At 68.8% G+C, this 15,881-nt stretch carries 25 protein-coding genes; 24 read left to right on the forward strand and 1 reads right to left on the reverse strand.

Features of this window, described 5'->3' with window-relative positions; genetic code table 11:
* Positions 1-108: 108 nt before the first annotated feature.
* On the reverse strand, positions 109-2,148 hold the full coding sequence (locus tag AC1VWI_RS25990) for a PIG-L family deacetylase (RefSeq protein ID WP_499513421.1): 2,040 nt from the start codon (positions 2,146-2,148) through the stop codon (positions 109-111).
* 202 nt (positions 2,149-2,350) lie between these two features.
* Here AC1VWI_RS25990 and AC1VWI_RS25995 point away from each other — a divergent pair, with 202 nt between their 5' ends.
* The 24 genes from AC1VWI_RS25995 to AC1VWI_RS26110 all read left to right on the forward strand — a co-directional run bounded on the left by AC1VWI_RS25995 (position 2,351) and on the right by AC1VWI_RS26110 (position 15,801).
* The gene (locus AC1VWI_RS25995) at positions 2,351-3,532 is read left to right on the forward strand and encodes a S8 family peptidase (RefSeq protein ID WP_499513422.1); all 1,182 of its coding nucleotides are present in this window, start codon (positions 2,351-2,353) and stop codon (positions 3,530-3,532) included.
* Between the two features lie 392 nt (positions 3,533-3,924).
* Positions 3,925-4,233 carry a 30S ribosomal protein S10 gene (gene rpsJ, locus AC1VWI_RS26000; RefSeq protein ID WP_014144312.1) on the forward strand — a complete coding sequence of 103 codons (309 nt, stop codon included), beginning with the start codon at positions 3,925-3,927 and terminating at the stop codon, positions 4,231-4,233.
* A gap of 14 nt (positions 4,234-4,247) precedes the next feature.
* Positions 4,248-4,892, forward strand: coding sequence for a 50S ribosomal protein L3 (gene rplC, locus AC1VWI_RS26005; protein ID WP_431944486.1), 645 nt, complete (start codon positions 4,248-4,250; stop codon positions 4,890-4,892).
* A gap of 4 nt (positions 4,893-4,896) precedes the next feature.
* Positions 4,897-5,547 (forward strand): 50S ribosomal protein L4, encoded by a 651-nt coding sequence (rplD, locus tag AC1VWI_RS26010; protein WP_499513423.1) that lies wholly within the window; start codon positions 4,897-4,899, stop codon positions 5,545-5,547.
* A complete protein-coding gene (gene rplW / locus AC1VWI_RS26015) occupies positions 5,547-5,873 on the forward strand; it encodes a 50S ribosomal protein L23 (RefSeq protein WP_499513424.1) in 327 nt (108 codons plus the stop codon). The genes rplD and rplW overlap by 1 nt, the downstream gene beginning before the upstream one ends.
* Before the next feature lie 47 nt (positions 5,874-5,920).
* Positions 5,921-6,757, forward strand: coding sequence for a 50S ribosomal protein L2 (gene rplB, locus AC1VWI_RS26020; protein ID WP_499513425.1), 837 nt, complete (start codon positions 5,921-5,923; stop codon positions 6,755-6,757).
* 12 nt (positions 6,758-6,769) lie between these two features.
* Complete coding sequence (gene rpsS, locus AC1VWI_RS26025; RefSeq protein WP_018558873.1) at positions 6,770-7,051, forward strand: 30S ribosomal protein S19; 282 nt, start codon at positions 6,770-6,772, stop codon at positions 7,049-7,051.
* Positions 7,052-7,094: 43 nt separating this feature from the next.
* On the forward strand, positions 7,095-7,442 hold the full coding sequence (gene rplV, locus AC1VWI_RS26030) for a 50S ribosomal protein L22 (protein ID WP_361800744.1): 348 nt from the start codon (positions 7,095-7,097) through the stop codon (positions 7,440-7,442).
* Entirely contained in the window at positions 7,442-8,266 is an 825-nt protein-coding gene (gene rpsC / locus AC1VWI_RS26035; RefSeq protein ID WP_361800646.1) for a 30S ribosomal protein S3, read from the forward strand. The genes rplV and rpsC overlap by 1 nt, the downstream gene beginning before the upstream one ends.
* A gap of 5 nt (positions 8,267-8,271) precedes the next feature.
* Positions 8,272-8,691, forward strand: coding sequence for a 50S ribosomal protein L16 (rplP, locus tag AC1VWI_RS26040; protein ID WP_499513426.1), 420 nt, complete (start codon positions 8,272-8,274; stop codon positions 8,689-8,691).
* Positions 8,691-8,915 carry a 50S ribosomal protein L29 gene (gene rpmC, locus AC1VWI_RS26045; RefSeq protein ID WP_319139014.1) on the forward strand — a complete coding sequence of 75 codons (225 nt, stop codon included), beginning with the start codon at positions 8,691-8,693 and terminating at the stop codon, positions 8,913-8,915. Before rplP ends, rpmC begins: the two co-directional genes overlap by 1 nt.
* Positions 8,915-9,199 (forward strand): 30S ribosomal protein S17, encoded by a 285-nt coding sequence (gene rpsQ / locus AC1VWI_RS26050; RefSeq protein ID WP_018558878.1) that lies wholly within the window; start codon positions 8,915-8,917, stop codon positions 9,197-9,199. The genes rpmC and rpsQ overlap by 1 nt, the downstream gene beginning before the upstream one ends.
* A 112-nt stretch (positions 9,200-9,311) precedes the next feature.
* Complete coding sequence (rplN, locus tag AC1VWI_RS26055) at positions 9,312-9,680, forward strand: 50S ribosomal protein L14 (RefSeq protein ID WP_055718836.1); 369 nt, start codon at positions 9,312-9,314, stop codon at positions 9,678-9,680.
* Between the two features lie 3 nt (positions 9,681-9,683).
* On the forward strand, positions 9,684-10,007 hold the full coding sequence (rplX, locus tag AC1VWI_RS26060; protein WP_431944472.1) for a 50S ribosomal protein L24: 324 nt from the start codon (positions 9,684-9,686) through the stop codon (positions 10,005-10,007).
* Complete coding sequence (rplE, locus tag AC1VWI_RS26065) at positions 10,007-10,564, forward strand: 50S ribosomal protein L5 (RefSeq protein ID WP_018558880.1); 558 nt, start codon at positions 10,007-10,009, stop codon at positions 10,562-10,564. The genes rplX and rplE overlap by 1 nt, the downstream gene beginning before the upstream one ends.
* A 3-nt stretch (positions 10,565-10,567) precedes the next feature.
* Entirely contained in the window at positions 10,568-10,753 is a 186-nt protein-coding gene (locus AC1VWI_RS26070) for a type Z 30S ribosomal protein S14 (protein ID WP_003948630.1), read from the forward strand.
* Positions 10,754-10,949: 196 nt separating this feature from the next.
* Entirely contained in the window at positions 10,950-11,348 is a 399-nt protein-coding gene (gene rpsH / locus AC1VWI_RS26075) for a 30S ribosomal protein S8 (RefSeq protein ID WP_326572868.1), read from the forward strand.
* A gap of 21 nt (positions 11,349-11,369) precedes the next feature.
* The gene (gene rplF, locus AC1VWI_RS26080) at positions 11,370-11,909 is read left to right on the forward strand and encodes a 50S ribosomal protein L6 (RefSeq protein WP_499513427.1); all 540 of its coding nucleotides are present in this window, start codon (positions 11,370-11,372) and stop codon (positions 11,907-11,909) included.
* 3 nt (positions 11,910-11,912) lie between these two features.
* The gene (gene rplR / locus AC1VWI_RS26085) at positions 11,913-12,296 is read left to right on the forward strand and encodes a 50S ribosomal protein L18 (RefSeq protein ID WP_499513428.1); all 384 of its coding nucleotides are present in this window, start codon (positions 11,913-11,915) and stop codon (positions 12,294-12,296) included.
* Positions 12,297-12,336: 40 nt separating this feature from the next.
* Positions 12,337-12,942, forward strand: a complete 606-nt coding sequence (gene rpsE / locus AC1VWI_RS26090; protein WP_319658494.1) for a 30S ribosomal protein S5 — start codon at positions 12,337-12,339, stop codon at positions 12,940-12,942.
* Complete coding sequence (rpmD, locus tag AC1VWI_RS26095; protein WP_087927574.1) at positions 12,942-13,124, forward strand: 50S ribosomal protein L30; 183 nt, start codon at positions 12,942-12,944, stop codon at positions 13,122-13,124. Before rpsE ends, rpmD begins: the two co-directional genes overlap by 1 nt.
* A gap of 1 nt (position 13,125) precedes the next feature.
* Entirely contained in the window at positions 13,126-13,590 is a 465-nt protein-coding gene (gene rplO, locus AC1VWI_RS26100) for a 50S ribosomal protein L15 (RefSeq protein ID WP_499513429.1), read from the forward strand.
* A gap of 223 nt (positions 13,591-13,813) precedes the next feature.
* Positions 13,814-15,127 carry a preprotein translocase subunit SecY gene (secY, locus tag AC1VWI_RS26105; RefSeq protein ID WP_499513430.1) on the forward strand — a complete coding sequence of 438 codons (1,314 nt, stop codon included), beginning with the start codon at positions 13,814-13,816 and terminating at the stop codon, positions 15,125-15,127.
* Positions 15,127-15,801, forward strand: coding sequence for an adenylate kinase (locus tag AC1VWI_RS26110; RefSeq protein ID WP_499513431.1), 675 nt, complete (start codon positions 15,127-15,129; stop codon positions 15,799-15,801). The genes secY and AC1VWI_RS26110 overlap by 1 nt, the downstream gene beginning before the upstream one ends.
* The last annotated feature ends 80 nt before the right edge of the window (positions 15,802-15,881 follow it).

The raw sequence follows: 15,881 nt of genomic DNA on the forward strand, positions 1-15,881 counted from the left end.
GAGCTGTACGAGGGCCCCGGCCCACCGTTCACGCGGTGGGCCGGGGCCCTCGGCGTTTCCGGGTTCGGGGGCCCGGGACCCGGGGCCCGGGACCCGGGGGCCGGCGGGCTAGACCGGGGTGCGCAGCTCCGGCCGCCAGATCCAGGGCGTGGCGTCCGTCCCGAACCCCACGACGGCGGGCCGGGCCCCGGGGCGGGTGTGCAGGGCCGGGAAGCCGTACCCGGGGGCGCCCCGGCGCAGCGCGCCGACCGGGTGCGCGAGGCCGGCGACGTGGACCGCGCCGTCGGCGGCGCGTCCGGCAAGCAGCCCGTGGGCCTGGGCGAGGGGGCCGTAACCGTCGAAGAGCCGCGGCCGGCCGGGCCCGAGCGCCGCCCGGACCACGCCGAGCCGGTGGACGAGGAGTCCGTCGCTCGCGGGCAGGCGGTAGACCAGGGACAGGGAGCCGTCGGGCTCCGCCGCGGCCGCCGGGGGATCGGCGGGGCCCGGCAGCGCGGTCAGCGCACGGCAGAGGAGCGGCCCGCCCGGCGCGTCCTGGGACCAGTGGTGCACGGCGGTCCGCCCGGCGGCGAACACGTGCACCCTCCCGTCGCGGTCCACGACCGCGCTCAGCCCGTCCTGCACCGGGCCGCCGCCCAGGTCCTGCCAGCCGGTCCACGTGCCGTCAGGCTCCCGTACGCGGGTGCTCAGGCCCTTGGCCGCGTTGCGCACGAACAGGTGCACCCGCCGGTCCGGCGCGGCCACCGCGACGGGTACGCCGATCCTGCGCCCCCGGTCCGGGTCGTCCTCGGGCGAGCCCAGCCCCTCCCAGTCACGGCCCTCCGCGAGCACCACGACGTCACGGGTGTTGGCCGCCCGGTCGCTGTCCAGGGCGGCGAACCGCAGCGCGAACAGCAGGGGTCCGCCGCCGGCCGGGTCGGTGACGACGCTCAGCGCAGGGGCGAGCGGTCCGCCGCCCAGGTCCCGCGGCGGCCCCCAGCGCCCGCTGCCGGGGGCGGTCTCCCGCCAGCGCACCGCGCGTGTGCCGAGCACGCCGTGGGCGACCAGCCGCCCCTGCGCGTCGGTCCCCGGTACGAGGCGGGCGCCGGGGTGGCGGTAGTGGGTGCTGCGCACCCAGCCCTTGCGGTTGGCGAGCGGTCTGCCCATGCCGACCTGGTAGTCGCCGCAGCCGGAGGGGTCGCCGCAGGGCCAGTCGGGGGCGCCTCCGTACGGGGCGAGGTAGCCGGCCTTCCGGCGCAGCAGCGCGGGCGGGAGGTTGTAGGGCCAGTGGTGGTTGTAGTAGCCGCGGTAGGCCGTGGTCAGGAAGGCGGGCGCGATGCCTTCGCTGCGGGCGACGCCCTCGGCGTAGCGGGCGATCGCCTTCCAGGCGAACAGCGCGGTCGCGGTGTGGTCCCAGTGGTCGCTGTAGCCGAGTTGCTCGACGTCCCGTCGCCGGGTGGCCGCGTTGGCCTCCATGTCCGGGTCGGGGTCGAGGGTGTGGACGAGGGTCGGCCGGTGGTGCCGCAGCAGTCCGGCGAGCACGTCCACCAGGACCTCGTGGGTGTAGGTGTCCCTGGCGGCGTTCGGTGAGCCCGCCGAGGTGAAGGTCGGCAGGGTCATGCCGGGCAGCTGCCACAGTTGCGGCAGCCCGACCCTGTCGGTCGTGCCGTGCATGGCGAGGTTGAGGAAGACCAGCACCGCCTCCCGGTCGCCCACGCGCAGCGTGTCGACCTCGGCGGTCATGCCATGGGCCAGCCGCGTGGTGCCGCGCCGCCAGGGCGTGAAGATGTCGGCGCCCAGCATCGCCGCGTACGCCTGCCGCAGGCCCTGGTGACGGGCGGCGGAGTAGGCGGCCTTGTCGGGGGCCGGACGCGGCTGTCCCGGTGGGTGGTTGACCCCGTGCGCCTCGCCCGCGGTGACGTACACCGACACCACGGGGACGCCCGCCTCGACGGCCTGCACGGTGTCGGGGTTCATGAAGTACAGCTCGTCGTCGGGGTGCGCCAGCACCTGGAACAGCCGCGCCCCGCCCGCCGGGGCGCGGAACGCCAGGGGGGCGGGCGCCGGACCGGTGGCCGGGCCCCCGGACCGGGAGCAGCCGCCCAGGGCGAGGGCCGCGGAGCCGGAGCCGAACGCGGCGAGGAAGCGGCGGCGGGTGGGGGCGATCTTCACGCCACGCTAGAGGGCCGTTCCGCCCGGGAGGTTGCCGGGCACCGCCGCGGCGTGCGCCACTCGGGCGACGCGTGTACGTCATCAGGGCGCCCGCTCACCCGATCGCCCGATTGGCACGCTGCGCGAGCAGCGGGTGACCACTCGGTGTTACGACTTGTGACGTTCGGTGCACACCCGTACGAGTCCCACGAGGAGCCCCGCCATGCGCCTGTCCCAGCGCCGGGCAGTGGTCGTCGCCGCCGTCCTGACGGCCGTCCTGCCCGCCCTCGGCGGGGCCGCCGCGACGCCGGAGCCGCCCGGGGCCCCGCTGCGGATGGCCGCGCAGGGCGGCATCACCGGGCAGTACCTGGTGATGCTGCGGCCGGGTACGGACCCGGGCTCGGTGCTGCGCAGCGTCGAGGCGCAGCCGATGTTCACGTTCACCAGCGCGCTGGTGGGCTTCGCCGCCCGGCTGACCGACGGCCAGGTCTCCCTGCTGCGCGCGGTGCCCGGGGTGGAGGCCGTGGAGCAGGACGCCGAGGTCGCGGCACCGAAGCCGGCGACGCAGGTGGCCTCGGCCGCCGCCGAGGCGTCCTGGGGCCTGGCGCGGATCGGCAACCGGGCCCACGACGGCGGCGCCTTCAGCGTGCGGGCGACCGGAGCCGAGGTCACCTCGTACATCATCGACACCGGCATCGACTTCGGGCACGCCGAGTTCGGGGGACGGGCGGTGCCCGGCTTCGACGCGGTGGGGGACGGCCGGGACGGCACCGACTGCAACGGCCACGGCACGCACGTCGCCGGGACGGTCGGCGGTGCCACCACCGGCGTCGCCCGGGCGACGAAGCTGGTCTCGGTACGGGTGCTGGGCTGCGACGGCCGTGGCTCGGTGGCCACGGTGGTCGCCGGGATGAACTGGGTGGCCGCCCACGCGGTGAAGCCCGCGGTCGCCAACCTGTCGACCGGTGGCGCCCGCAGCGAGACGGCCGACCGTGCGGTGGAGGGCCTGGCGGCCGCGGGGGTCTTCCCGGTCGTCGCCGCCGGCAACTCCGACGGGGACGCCTGCCAGGTCTCCCCGGCCGCGGCGCCCGGCGCGTTCACCGTCGCCGCGATCGACGAGTCGGACCGCAGGGCGTCCTTCAGCAACTGGGGTGGCTGTGTGGACATCAGTGCCCCGGGGACGGGGATCACCTCCGCGGCCATGGGCGGCGGCCTGGTCCGCATGAGCGGCACCTCGATGGCCGCACCGCACGTCACGGGGGTGGCGGCGCTCTACAAGGACACGTACGGGGACGTCTCCACGTCCTTCCTCGCCTCCTGGCTGCTGGCCAACGCCACCCCCGGCGTGCCCGTCGACGCCCCGGCCGGCACCCCGCGGCTGCTGGTGTACACATCCGGACTGTGACCCGGGTTTGGGGGAGCGGCGGCGGGGGGTAAGGTACTGCGCCCCGATTGGCGTCCGAGGCGTCCGGTATGGCAGACTAGCCGGGTTGCTCGGTCGAGTGCCGATGCTGCGCGCCTCCCGTCGGGAGGACCGGAAGCGAGTCCCACAGTACTCGTCGTCACTCTCCGCCCCAGGCGGGGTGGCGGACGTACGGGAATCTTCCGGGAAGCGTCAGCGGGGTGCTCACCAGGTACTCGGTGGGTGTCTTCTCCCACGTATCCCCTCCCTGAGGGTCTCCGCCATGCGGTGATTTAAGGGAAGGGAAGCGACACGCCCGACCGCGTGGGTCGGAGAAGACGGTCGAACCACCGAGTTCCAGAGCGCTGACTAGCAGACAGGACTACGAAGTAGCCATGGCGGGACAGAAGATCCGCATCCGGCTCAAGGCCTACGACCACGAGGTCATCGACTCCTCGGCGAAGAAGATCGTCGAGACGGTGACGCGTACTGGTGCGCAGGTCGCGGGCCCGGTGCCGCTGCCCACTGAGAAGAACGTGTACTGCGTCATCAAGTCGCCGCACAAGTACAAGGACTCGCGCGAGCACTTCGAGATGCGCACGCACAAGCGCCTGATCGACATCCTCGACCCGACGCCCAAGACCGTTGACTCGTTGATGCGCCTGGACCTTCCGGCCGGCGTCGACATCGAGATCAAGCTCTGAGAGGCGCGGAACAGATGGCTAAGCAGATCAAGGGCATCCTGGGCGAGAAGCTCGGCATGACCCAGGTCTGGGACGAGAACAACCGTGTCGTCCCGGTGACCGTGGTCAAGGCCGGCCCGAACGTCGTGACCCAGGTCCGTACGAACGACGTCGACGGTTACGAGTCGGTCCAGATCGCCTTCGGCGAGATCGACCCGCGCAAGGTGAACAAGCCCCTCAAGGGCCACTTCGCCAAGGCCGACGTGACCCCCCGCCGCCACCTGGTGGAGCTCCGTACCTCCGACGCGGCCGAGTACACCCTCGGCCAGGAGATCACCGCGGAGGTCTTCGAGGCGGGCGTGAAGGTGGACGTCACCGGCAAGAGCAAGGGCAAGGGCTTCGCCGGTGTCATGAAGCGTCACAACTTCAAGGGCCTCGGCGCCGGACACGGCACCCAGCGCAAGCACCGCTCTCCCGGCTCCATCGGTGGCTGCGCCACCCCGGGCCGTGTGTTCAAGGGTCTGCGCATGGCGGGCCGCATGGGCAACGAGCGGGTCACCACCCAGAACCTGACCGTCCACGCCGTTGACGCGGAGAAGGGCCTGCTGCTCATCAAGGGCGCGGTTCCCGGCCCGAACGGCGGCCTCGTCCTGGTCCGCACCGCGGCCAAGGGGGCCTGAGGATATGAGCACCATTGACATTCTGTCGCCCGCGGGCGACAAGGCCGGGACCGTTGAGCTCCCGGGCGAGATCTTCGACGCGAAGGTCAGCATCCCGCTGATCCACCAGGTCGTCGTGGCGCAGCTGGCCGCCGCCCGTCAGGGCACGCACAAGGTCAAGACGCGTGGCGAGGTCCGCGGTGGCGGCAAGAAGCCGTACCGCCAGAAGGGCACCGGCCGCGCCCGTCAGGGTTCGACCCGCGCCCCGCAGTTCGCCGGTGGTGGCGTCGTGCACGGTCCCGTGCCGCGTGACTACTCGCAGCGGACCCCGAAGAAGATGAAGGCCGCCGCCCTGCGCGGTGCCCTCACCGACCGGGCGCGTCACAACCGCATCCACGTCGTGACCGGCGTCATCGAGGGCGAGTCCCCGTCGACGAAGGCCGCCAAGACGCTGCTGGGCAAGATCAGCGACCGCAAGAACGTGCTGCTCGTCGCCGACCGCGCCGAAGAGGCCGCGTGGCTGTCCGCCCGCAACCTGCCCCAGGTGCACATCCTGGAGGCCGGCCAGCTGAACACGTACGACGTGCTCGTCTCCGACGACGTGGTCTTCACCAAGGCCGCCTTCGACCGCTTCATCGGTAACGGCGCCGCCGAGACCGAAGGGAGCGACGCCTGATGGCCGAGCAGACCGCGATCACCAGCCGGACCTTCACGGACCACCGTGACATCCTGGTCAAGCCGGTGGTCTCCGAGAAGAGCTACGCGCTGCTGGACGAGAACAAGTACACGTTCGTCGTCGACCCGCGTGCCAACAAGACCCAGATCAAGCAGGCCGTCGAGGCGGTCTTCCAGGTCAAGGTCACCGGGGTCAACACGATCAACCGTCAGGGCAAGCGCAAGCGCACCAAGACCGGTTTCGGCAAGCGCAAGGACACCAAGCGCGCCATCGTGACCCTCGCTGAGGGCGACCGCATCGACATCTTCGGCGGCCCGGTCTCCTAACGGGGACCGGAACGTTCAGAAGTCCGGAATCTTCCGAGGACTGAGAAATGGGTATCCGCAAGTACAAGCCGACGACCCCGGGCCGTCGTGGCTCCAGCGTCGCCGACTTCGTCGAGATCACGCGGTCCACGCCGGAGAAGTCGCTGGTCCGCCCCCTGCACAGCAAGGGCGGCCGTAACAACACCGGTCGTGTGACCGTTCGCCACCAGGGTGGTGGCCACAAGCGCGCCTACCGCGTGATCGACTTCCGTCGTCACGACAAGGACGGCGTGCCGGCCAAGGTCGCGCACATCGAGTACGACCCCAACCGCACCGCGCGCATCGCGCTGCTGCACTACGCGGACGGCGAGAAGCGCTACATCCTGGCCCCGGCCAAGCTGAACCAGGGTGACCGCATCGAGAACGGCGCCGGCGCCGACATCAAGCCCGGCAACAACCTCCCGCTGCGTCACATCCCGGTGGGTACGACCATCCACGCCATCGAGCTCCGGCCCGGCGGCGGCGCGAAGCTGGCGCGCAGCGCCGGTGCCTCCGTCCAGTTGCTGGCGAGGGAGGGCTCCATGGCCACCCTCCGCATGCCGTCCGGTGAAGTCCGCCTGGTCGACGCCCGCTGCCGCGCCACCATCGGCGAGGTCGGCAACGCCGAGCAGTCGAACATCAACTGGGGCAAGGCCGGCCGTATGCGCTGGAAGGGCGTCCGCCCGACCGTCCGCGGTGTGGCCATGAACCCCGTCGACCACCCGCACGGTGGTGGTGAGGGCAAGACCTCCGGTGGTCGCCACCCGGTCAGCCCGTGGGGTCAGAAGGAGGGTCGTACTCGCTCGCCGAAGAAGGCCAGCAGCAAGTACATCGTCCGCCGCCGCAAGACGAACAAGAAGCGCTAGGAGCGGGTTTAGATGCCGCGCAGTCTCAAGAAGGGGCCCTTCGTCGACGACCACCTGATCAAGAAGGTGGACGTTCAGAACGAGGCCGGTACCCACAACGTCATCAAGACCTGGTCCCGCCGCTCGATGATCATCCCGGCGATGCTGGGCCACACGATCGCGGTGCACGACGGCCGTAAGCACGTCCCGGTGTTTGTCACCGAGTCGATGGTCGGCCACAAGCTCGGCGAGTTCGCGCCGACCCGCACCTTCCGCGGCCACGAGAAGGACGACCGCAAGTCGCGTCGTCGCTGATCTGCGGAGAGCGAAGACCATGACAGACACCGAAGGGACAACCATGGAAGCCAGGGCCCAGGCGCGGTACATCCGCGTCACGCCCATGAAGGCCCGCCGCGTGGTGGACCTCATCCGTGGCATGAGCGCCACGGAGGCTCAGGCGGTCCTGCGTTTCGCCCCGCAGGCCGCGAGCGTGCCGGTGGGCAAGGTGCTCGACAGCGCCATTGCCAACGCCGCGCACAACTACGACCACACCGACGCCGAGTCGCTGTACATCAGCGAGGCGTACGTCGACGAGGGCCCGACCCTGAAGCGGTTCCGTCCGCGTGCCCAGGGTCGTGCCTACCGGATCCGCAAGCGGACCAGCCACATCACCGTGGTCGTCAGCAGCAAGGAAGGAACCCGGTAATGGGCCAGAAGGTTAACCCGCACGGGTTCCGGCTCGGCATCACCACGGACTTCAAGTCCCGGTGGTACGCCGACAAGCTGTACAAGGACTACGTCAAGGAAGACGTCGCCATCCGCCGGATGATGACGCAGGGCATGGAGCGGGCCGGCATCTCCAAGGTGGAGATCGAGCGCACCCGTGACCGCGTCCGCGTCGACATCCACACCGCCCGGCCGGGCATCGTCATCGGCCGTCGCGGCGCGGAGGCCGACCGCATCCGCGGCGACCTGGAGAAGCTGACCGGCAAGCAGGTCCAGCTGAACATCCTCGAGGTCAAGAACCCGGAGACGGACGCTCAGCTGGTGGCCCAGGCCGTCGCCGAGCAGCTGTCCTCCCGCGTCTCCTTCCGTCGTGCCATGCGCAAGAGCATGCAGAGCACGATGAAGGCCGGCGCCAAGGGCATCAAGATCCAGTGCGGTGGCCGTCTCGGCGGCGCCGAGATGTCCCGCTCGGAGTTCTACCGCGAGGGCCGCGTTCCGCTGCACACGCTGCGCGCCAACGTCGACTACGGCTTCTTCGAGGCCCGTACGACCTTCGGCCGCATCGGTGTGAAGGTGTGGATCTACAAGGGCGACGTCAAGAACATCGCCGAGGTCCGCGCAGAGAACGCTGCCGCCCGCGCCGGCAACCGCCCGGCCCGTGGCGGTGGCAACGACCGTCCGCAGCGCCGCGGTGGCGAGCGCGGCGGCCGTGGCCGTCGTCCCCAGGGTGACGCCCAGGCCCCCAAGGCCGAGGCGACCACCGCTGAGGCTCCGGCTGCGGAGACCACCGGAACGGAGGCCTGACCCCCATGCTGATCCCCCGTCGGGTCAAGCACCGTAAGCAGCACCACCCGAAGCGTGATGGCATGGCCAAGGGTGGCACCGAGCTGGCGTTCGGTGAGTACGGCATCCAGGCCGTCACCCCCGCGTACGTGACGAACCGGCAGATCGAGTCCGCTCGTATCGCCATCACCCGTCACATCCGCCGTGGTGGCAAGGTCTGGATCAACATCTACCCGGACCGTCCGCTCACGAAGAAGCCGGCCGAAACCCGCATGGGTTCCGGTAAGGGTTCCCCGGAGTGGTGGATCGCGAACGTCAAGCCCGGTCGGGTGATGTTCGAGCTGTCCTTCCCGAACGAGAAGGTTGCGCGTGAGGCGCTCACCCGAGCCGCCCACAAGCTTCCGATGAAGTGCCGGATCGTCCGGCGCGAGGCAGGTGAGCTGTAATGGCGGCCGGTACCAAGGCGACCGAGCTGCGTCAGCTGGGCGACGAGGAGCTCGTCGGCAAGCTGCGTGAGGCCAAGGAGGAGCTGTTCAACCTCCGCTTCCAGGCGGCCACCGGACAGCTCGAGAACAACTCCCGGCTGAAGGTCGTCCGCAAGGACATCGCCCGGATCTACACCCTCATGCGTGAGCGTGAGCTCGGCATCGAGACGGTGGAGAACGCCTGATGAGCGAGAAGAATGTGACTGAGAGCAGCGAGCAGCGCGGTGACCGCAAGACCCGTGAGGGTCTCGTGGTCAGCGACAAGATGGACAAGACCGTCGTGGTCGCCGTCGAGGACCGTGTGAAGCACGCCCTGTACGGCAAGGTCATCCGCCGTACCAACAAGCTCAAGGCGCACGACGAGCAGAACGCCGCGGGCGTCGGCGACCGTGTCCTCCTCATGGAGACCCGGCCGCTGTCCGCGAGCAAGCGCTGGCGCGTCGTCGAGATCCTCGAGAAGGCCAAGTAGTACCGCTCGGCCGGCCGGCACGTAATTCCTGCGGGGGGTTCCCCGCAGGACGGTTCCGCCAGGCTCTCCGGGCCCGCCCCGGAGGGAACCGGCAGACGATCAGGAGAAAGACGTGATCCAGCAGGAGTCGCGACTGCGTGTCGCCGACAACACGGGCGCGAAGGAGATCCTTTGCATCCGTGTCCTCGGTGGCTCCGGTCGCCGCTACGCAGGAATCGGTGACGTCATCGTCGCCACCGTCAAGGACGCGATCCCCGGTGGCAACGTGAAGAAGGGCGACGTCGTCAAGGCGGTCGTCGTGCGCACCGTCAAGGAGCGCCGCCGTCCCGACGGTTCGTACATCCGCTTCGACGAGAACGCGGCCGTCATCCTCAAGAACGACGGTGACCCCCGCGGCACCCGTATCTTCGGCCCCGTGGGCCGGGAGCTGCGCGAGAAGAAGTTCATGAAGATCATCTCGCTCGCGCCGGAGGTGCTGTAACCGATGAAGATCAAGAAGGGCGACCTGGTCCAGGTCATCACCGGTAAGGACAAGGGCAAGCAGGGCAAGGTCATCGCGGCCTACCCGGCTGAGGACCGCGTCCTGGTCGAGGGTGTCAACCGGGTCAAGAAGCACACCAAGGCCGGCCAGACCGCCCGTGGTTCGAAGACCGGCGGCATCATCACGACGGAGGCCCCCGTCCACGTCTCCAACGTCCAGCTGGTCGTGGAGAAGGACGGCAAGAAGGTCGTGACCCGCGTCGGCTACCGCTTCGACGACGAGGGCAACAAGATCCGCGTTGCCAAGCGGACGGGTGAGGACATCTGATGACTGCCACCACTTCGCCTCGTCTGAAGGCGCGCTACCGCGAGGAGATCGCGGGCAAGATGCGTGACGAGTTCCAGTACGAGAACGTCATGCAGATCCCCGGTCTCACCAAGATCGTGGTCAACATGGGTGTGGGCGACGCCGCCCGCGACTCCAAGCTGATCGAGGGCGCGATCCGCGACCTCACCACGATCACCGGCCAGAAGCCGGCCGTCACCAAGGCCCGGAAGTCCATCGCGCAGTTCAAGCTGCGTGAGGGTCAGCCCATCGGCGCCCACGTCACCCTCCGCGGTGACCGCATGTGGGAGTTCCTGGACCGTCTGCTGTCGCTCGCGCTCCCGCGCATCCGCGACTTCCGCGGTCTGTCGCCGAAGCAGTTCGACGGCCGAGGCAACTACACCTTCGGTCTCACGGAGCAGGTCATGTTCCACGAGATCGACCAGGACAAGATCGACCGCACCCGGGGTATGGACATCACCGTGGTGACCACGGCGACCAACGACGCTGAGGGCCGCGCGCTCCTCCGTCACCTCGGCTTCCCGTTCAAGGAGGCGTGAGCCGTGGCGAAGAAGGCTCTTATCGCGAAGGCCGCCCGCAAGCCCAAGTTCGGCGTGCGTGGCTACACGCGCTGCCAGCGTTGTGGCCGTCCGCACTCCGTGTACCGCAAGTTCGGCCTGTGCCGCGTGTGCCTTCGTGAGATGGCGCACCGCGGTGAGCTGCCGGGCGTGACCAAGAGCTCCTGGTAACCACCAGGGGCTCTCGGTAAGCAGATGAGTGGCGGGAGCCCAGCCCTGCATACCGTAAGGTAGAAGGGTTGGGCGCCCGCCGCCCATGACCGTCTTACTACGCCGTAGGTCCCCGCGCCGCACCCGTCCCCAGTCTGATGGGGGAGAGGGATGGCGCATATAGGAAACCCCGGCGAGAGAGGCCTAAGGCCATCACATGACCATGACTGACCCGATCGCAGACATGCTGACGCGTCTGCGGAACGCGAACTCCGCGTACCACGACGAGGTCACCATGCCGTTCAGCAAGATCAAGTCGCACATCGCGGAGATCCTCCAGCAGGAGGGTTACATCACCGGCTGGAAGGTCGAGGACGCCGAGGTCGGCAAGAACCTCGTTCTCGAGCTGAAGTTCGGTCCGAACCGCGAGCGCTCGATCGCCGGCATCAAGCGCATCAGCAAGCCCGGTCTGCGGGTCTACGCAAAGTCCACCAACCTGCCGAAGGTGCTCGGCGGCCTGGGCGTGGCGATCATCTCCACCTCCCACGGGCTCCTCACCGACAAGCAGGCAAACAAGAAGGGCGTGGGTGGGGAAGTCCTCGCCTACGTCTGGTAGTCGGGAAACGGAGGTATAGCCATGTCGCGTATTGGACGGCTGCCCATCCCGGTTCCCGCCGGCGTGGACGTCACCATCGATGGCCGGACGGTCTCGGTGAAGGGCCCCAAGGGTTCCCTGACCCACACCGTTGCCGCGCCGATCGAGATCGTCAAGGGCGAGGACGGCACCCTGCAGGTGTCGCGTCCGAACGACGAGCGTCTGAACAAGGCCCTGCACGGCCTGTCGCGCACGCTGGTGGCGAACATGATCACCGGCGTGACCGCGGGCTACGTGAAGAAGCTCGAGATCAGCGGTGTCGGTTACCGCGTCCAGGCGAAGGGCTCCAGCCTGGAGTTCGCCCTGGGCTACAGCCACCCGATCGTCGTCGAGGCCCCCGAGGGCATCTCCTTCAAGGTCGAGAACCCCACCAAGTTCTCGGTCGAGGGCATCGACAAGCAGAAGGTCGGCGAGGTCGCCGCGAACATCCGCAAGCTGCGGAAGCCCGACCCGTACAAGGCCAAGGGCGTCAAGTACGAGGGCGAAGTCATCCGCCGCAAGGTCGGAAAGGCTGGTAAGTAAGCCATGGCATACGGTGTGAAGATCGCCAAGGGCGATGCTTACAAGGGCGCCGCCAAGAAGCGCCGCCACATCCGCGTCCGCAAGCGGATCTCGGGCACCGAGGCGCGTCCGCGCCTGGTCGTGACCCGCTCCAACCGCGGTATCACGGCACAGGTCATCGACGACCTCAAGGGCCACACCGTGGCCTCGGCGTCGCACCTGGACACCTCCATCCGAGGCGTCGAGGGTGACAAGACCGAGCAGGCCAAGAAGGTCGGCCAGCTGGTCGCCGAGCGCGCCAAGGCGGCCGGTGTCGAGACCGTCGTGTTCGACCGTGGTGGCAACCGGTACGCCGGGCGCATTGCCGCCCTTGCCGACGCCGCCCGCGAAGCCGGGCTCGGTTTCTGAGCCGGTTCCGTAGCTAGCGGAAACAGAGAGAGGTAATCCAATGGCTGGACCCCAGCGCCGCGGTGGCGGTGCCGGTGGCGGCGAGCGGCGGGACCGGAAGGGCCGTGACGGCGGCGCAGCTGCCGCCGAGAAGACCGCGTACGTTGAGCGCGTTGTCGCGATCAACCGCGTCGCCAAGGTTGTGAAGGGTGGTCGTCGCTTCAGCTTCACCGCGCTGGTCGTGGTGGGCGACGGTGACGGCACCGTGGGTGTCGGTTACGGCAAGGCCAAGGAGGTGCCGGCCGCCATCGCCAAGGGTGTTGAGGAGGCCAAGAAGCACTTCTTCAAGGTCCCCCGTATCCAGGGCACCATCCCCCACCCCATCCAGGGCGAGAAGGCCGCGGGCGTCGTCCTGCTCAAGCCTGCTTCCCCCGGTACGGGTGTGATCGCCGGTGGTCCGGTGCGCGCCGTTCTGGAGTGCGCCGGCATCCACGACGTCCTGTCGAAGTCGCTCGGCTCCGACAACGCGATCAACATCGTGCACGCCACGGTGGCCGCTCTTCAGGGCCTGCAGCGCCCCGAGGAGATCGCCGCCCGTCGTGGCCTGCCCCTCGAGGACGTGGCTCCCGCGGCTCTGCTCCGGGCGCGTGCTGGGGTGGGTGCGTAATGGCTCGCCTCAAGGTCACGCAGGTCAAGTCGTACATCGGCAGCAAGCAGAACCACCGTGACACCCTGCGTTCGCTCGGCCTGAAGCGGCTGAACGACGTTGTGGTCAAGGAGGACCGCCCGGAGATCCGCGGCATGGTCCAGACCGTCCGCCACCTCGTCACGGTCGAGGAGGTTGACTGACATGGGCACCGACAACACGTCGAACCCGCTGAAGGTCCACAACCTCCGTCCGGCCCCCGGTGCCAAGACCGCCAAGACCCGTGTGGGTCGTGGTGAGGCGTCCAAGGGCAAGACGGCGGGTCGTGGCACCAAGGGCACGAAGGCCCGCTACCAGGTTCCGGCACGCTTCGAGGGTGGGCAGATGCCCCTCCACATGCGTCTGCCGAAGCTCAAGGGCTTCAAGAACCCGTTCCGCACCGAGTTCCAGGTCGTGAACCTGGACAAGCTGACCGCGCTCTACCCCGAGGGTGGCGAGGTCACGGTGGCCGACCTGGTCGCCAAGGGTGCCGTGCGGAAGAACCAGCTCGTCAAGGTGCTGGGCACCGGCGAGATCTCCGTGGCGCTGCAGGTGACCGTCGACGCGGTCTCCGGCTCCGCCAAGGAGAAGATCACCGCTGCGGGCGGCTCGGTCACCGAGCTCGTCTGAGAGTGATGCCACATCCAGCCGGGGATGTTCCGCACTTTCGTGCGGGGCATCCCCGGTTGGTCATTCCGGGGACGGACGCTCGCCGGTAAGGTGGGCCGGGCTAGTCTTGCGGAGCCTGTGCGCTGACGCGGGTCAGGCAACCCCCAACGTTTTGCAGTTCGACCATTCGTAGCTTTCAACACCGTCACCTCCCGCCGAAGAAGCGGGGGGCGCAGGAGGCACCGTGCTCACCGCGTTCGCCCGGGCGTTCAGGACGCCCGACCTGCGCAAGAAGCTGCTGTTCACGCTGGGCATCATGATGCTGTTCCGGCTGGGAGCGCACATCCCGATCCCTGGGGTCGACTACCAGGTGGTCAACTCCTGCATCAAGGCGGTCGGCGGGAACCAGGGCCTCTTCGGCCTGGTGAACCTCTTCAGCGGCGGCGCGCTTCTGCAACTCACGATCTTCGCGCTCGGCATCATGCCGTACATCACCGCGAGCATCATCCTGCAGCTGCTCACCGTGGTCATCCCGCGCCTGGAAGCCCTCAAGAAGGAGGGCCAGGCCGGCCAGACCAAGATCACCCAGTACACGCGCTACCTCACCGTGGCGCTGGCGATCCTGCAGGGCACCGGCCTGGTGGCCACCGCCCGCTCCGGCAGCCTCTTCCAGCAGTGCCCCGACCGCTTCAACATCGTCCCCGACCAGTCGATCTTCACCACGATCACGATGGTCATCACGATGACCGCGGGTACCGCCCTCATCATGTGGCTGGGCGAGCTCATCACCGACCGCGGCATCGGCAACGGCATGTCGATCCTGATGTTCCTGTCGATCGCGGCCGGCTTCCCCGGCGCCCTCTGGGCGATCAAGAAGTCCGGGAAGATCGCGGACGGCTGGGTCGAGTTCGGCGCGGTCATCATGGTGGGTCTGGCGATGGTCGCCCTCGTCGTCTTCGTCGAGCAGGCGCAGCGCCGCATCCCCGTGCAGTACGCGAAGCGCATGATCGGCCGTCGTTCGTACGGAGGAACGTCCACCTACATCCCGCTGAAGGTGAACCAGGCGGGTGTGATTCCCGTCATCTTCGCGTCATCGCTCCTGTACATCCCGTCACTGGTCGTCCAGTTCAGTGGATCCACGTCTACCTGGGCAAACTGGGTCAGGGACAACCTGGTCAAGGGTGATCACCCGATCTACATCACCGCGTACTTCCTGCTGATTGTCTTCTTTGCCTTCTTCTACGTGGCCATCTCGTTCAACCCCGAAGAAGTCGCGGACAACATGAAGAAGTATGGTGGGTTCATCCCGGGCATCCGGGCTGGTCGTCCCACCGCGGAGTACCTCAGCTACGTGCTCAACCGCATCACGTGGCCGGGCGCGATGTACCTGGGTCTGATCGCCTTGGTGCCCACCGTGGCGCTGGTGCTGTTCAACGCGAACCAGAACTTCCCGTTCGGCGGGACGAGCATCCTGATCATCGTGGGTGTCGGCCTGGAGACCGTGAAGCAGATCGAGAGCCAGCTTCAGCAGCGTAACTACGAAGGGTTCCTCCGCTGATGCGCATCGTCCTCGTCGGGCCCCCCGGGGCCGGCAAGGGTACGCAGGCTGCGTACCTTGCCAGGAACCTGTCGATCCCGCACATCTCCACGGGCGACCTCTTCCGGGCGAACATCAGCCAGGGCACGGAGCTGGGCCGCAAGGCCCAGGAGTACATGGACGCCGGCCGGCTGGTACCCGACGAGATCACCATCGGCATGGCCAAGGACCGCATGCTGCAGCCGGACGCCGGGAACGGCTTCCTGCTCGACGGCTTCCCGCGGAACGTGGGCCAGGCGCAGGCGCTCGACAAGATCCTCGCCGAGGCCGGGATAGCGCTGGACGCGGTGCTGGACCTCGAGGTCCCCGAGGAGGAGGTCGTCAAGCGCATCGCCGGTCGCCGGCTGTGCCGCAAGAACGGCAGCCACGTCTTCCACGTGGTGTACAACCCTCCGGCCGATGCCGGCGTCTGCGACGAGTGCGGCGGCGAGCTGTACCAGCGGTCGGACGACACCGAGGAGAAGGTGCGGGTCCGGCTGGAGGAGTACCACAGCAAGACCGAGCCGATCATCGACTACTACAAGCAGCAGGGCCTGGTGCGCACCATCTCGGCCCTGGGCAAGGTCGCCGAGGTGACCAAGCGGGCGATGGACGCGCTGCACGACAAGAAGGACTCGGGCGACAGCGCCGCCTGAGCACATGCGTGACCGGTACGGCCGCGGTGTCCCCCAGGACCCCGCGGCCGTACCGTTGAGGTATCCGGTGGGACGAAGGA

The organism is Streptomyces sp. TOM-9 (assembly GCF_056858595.1).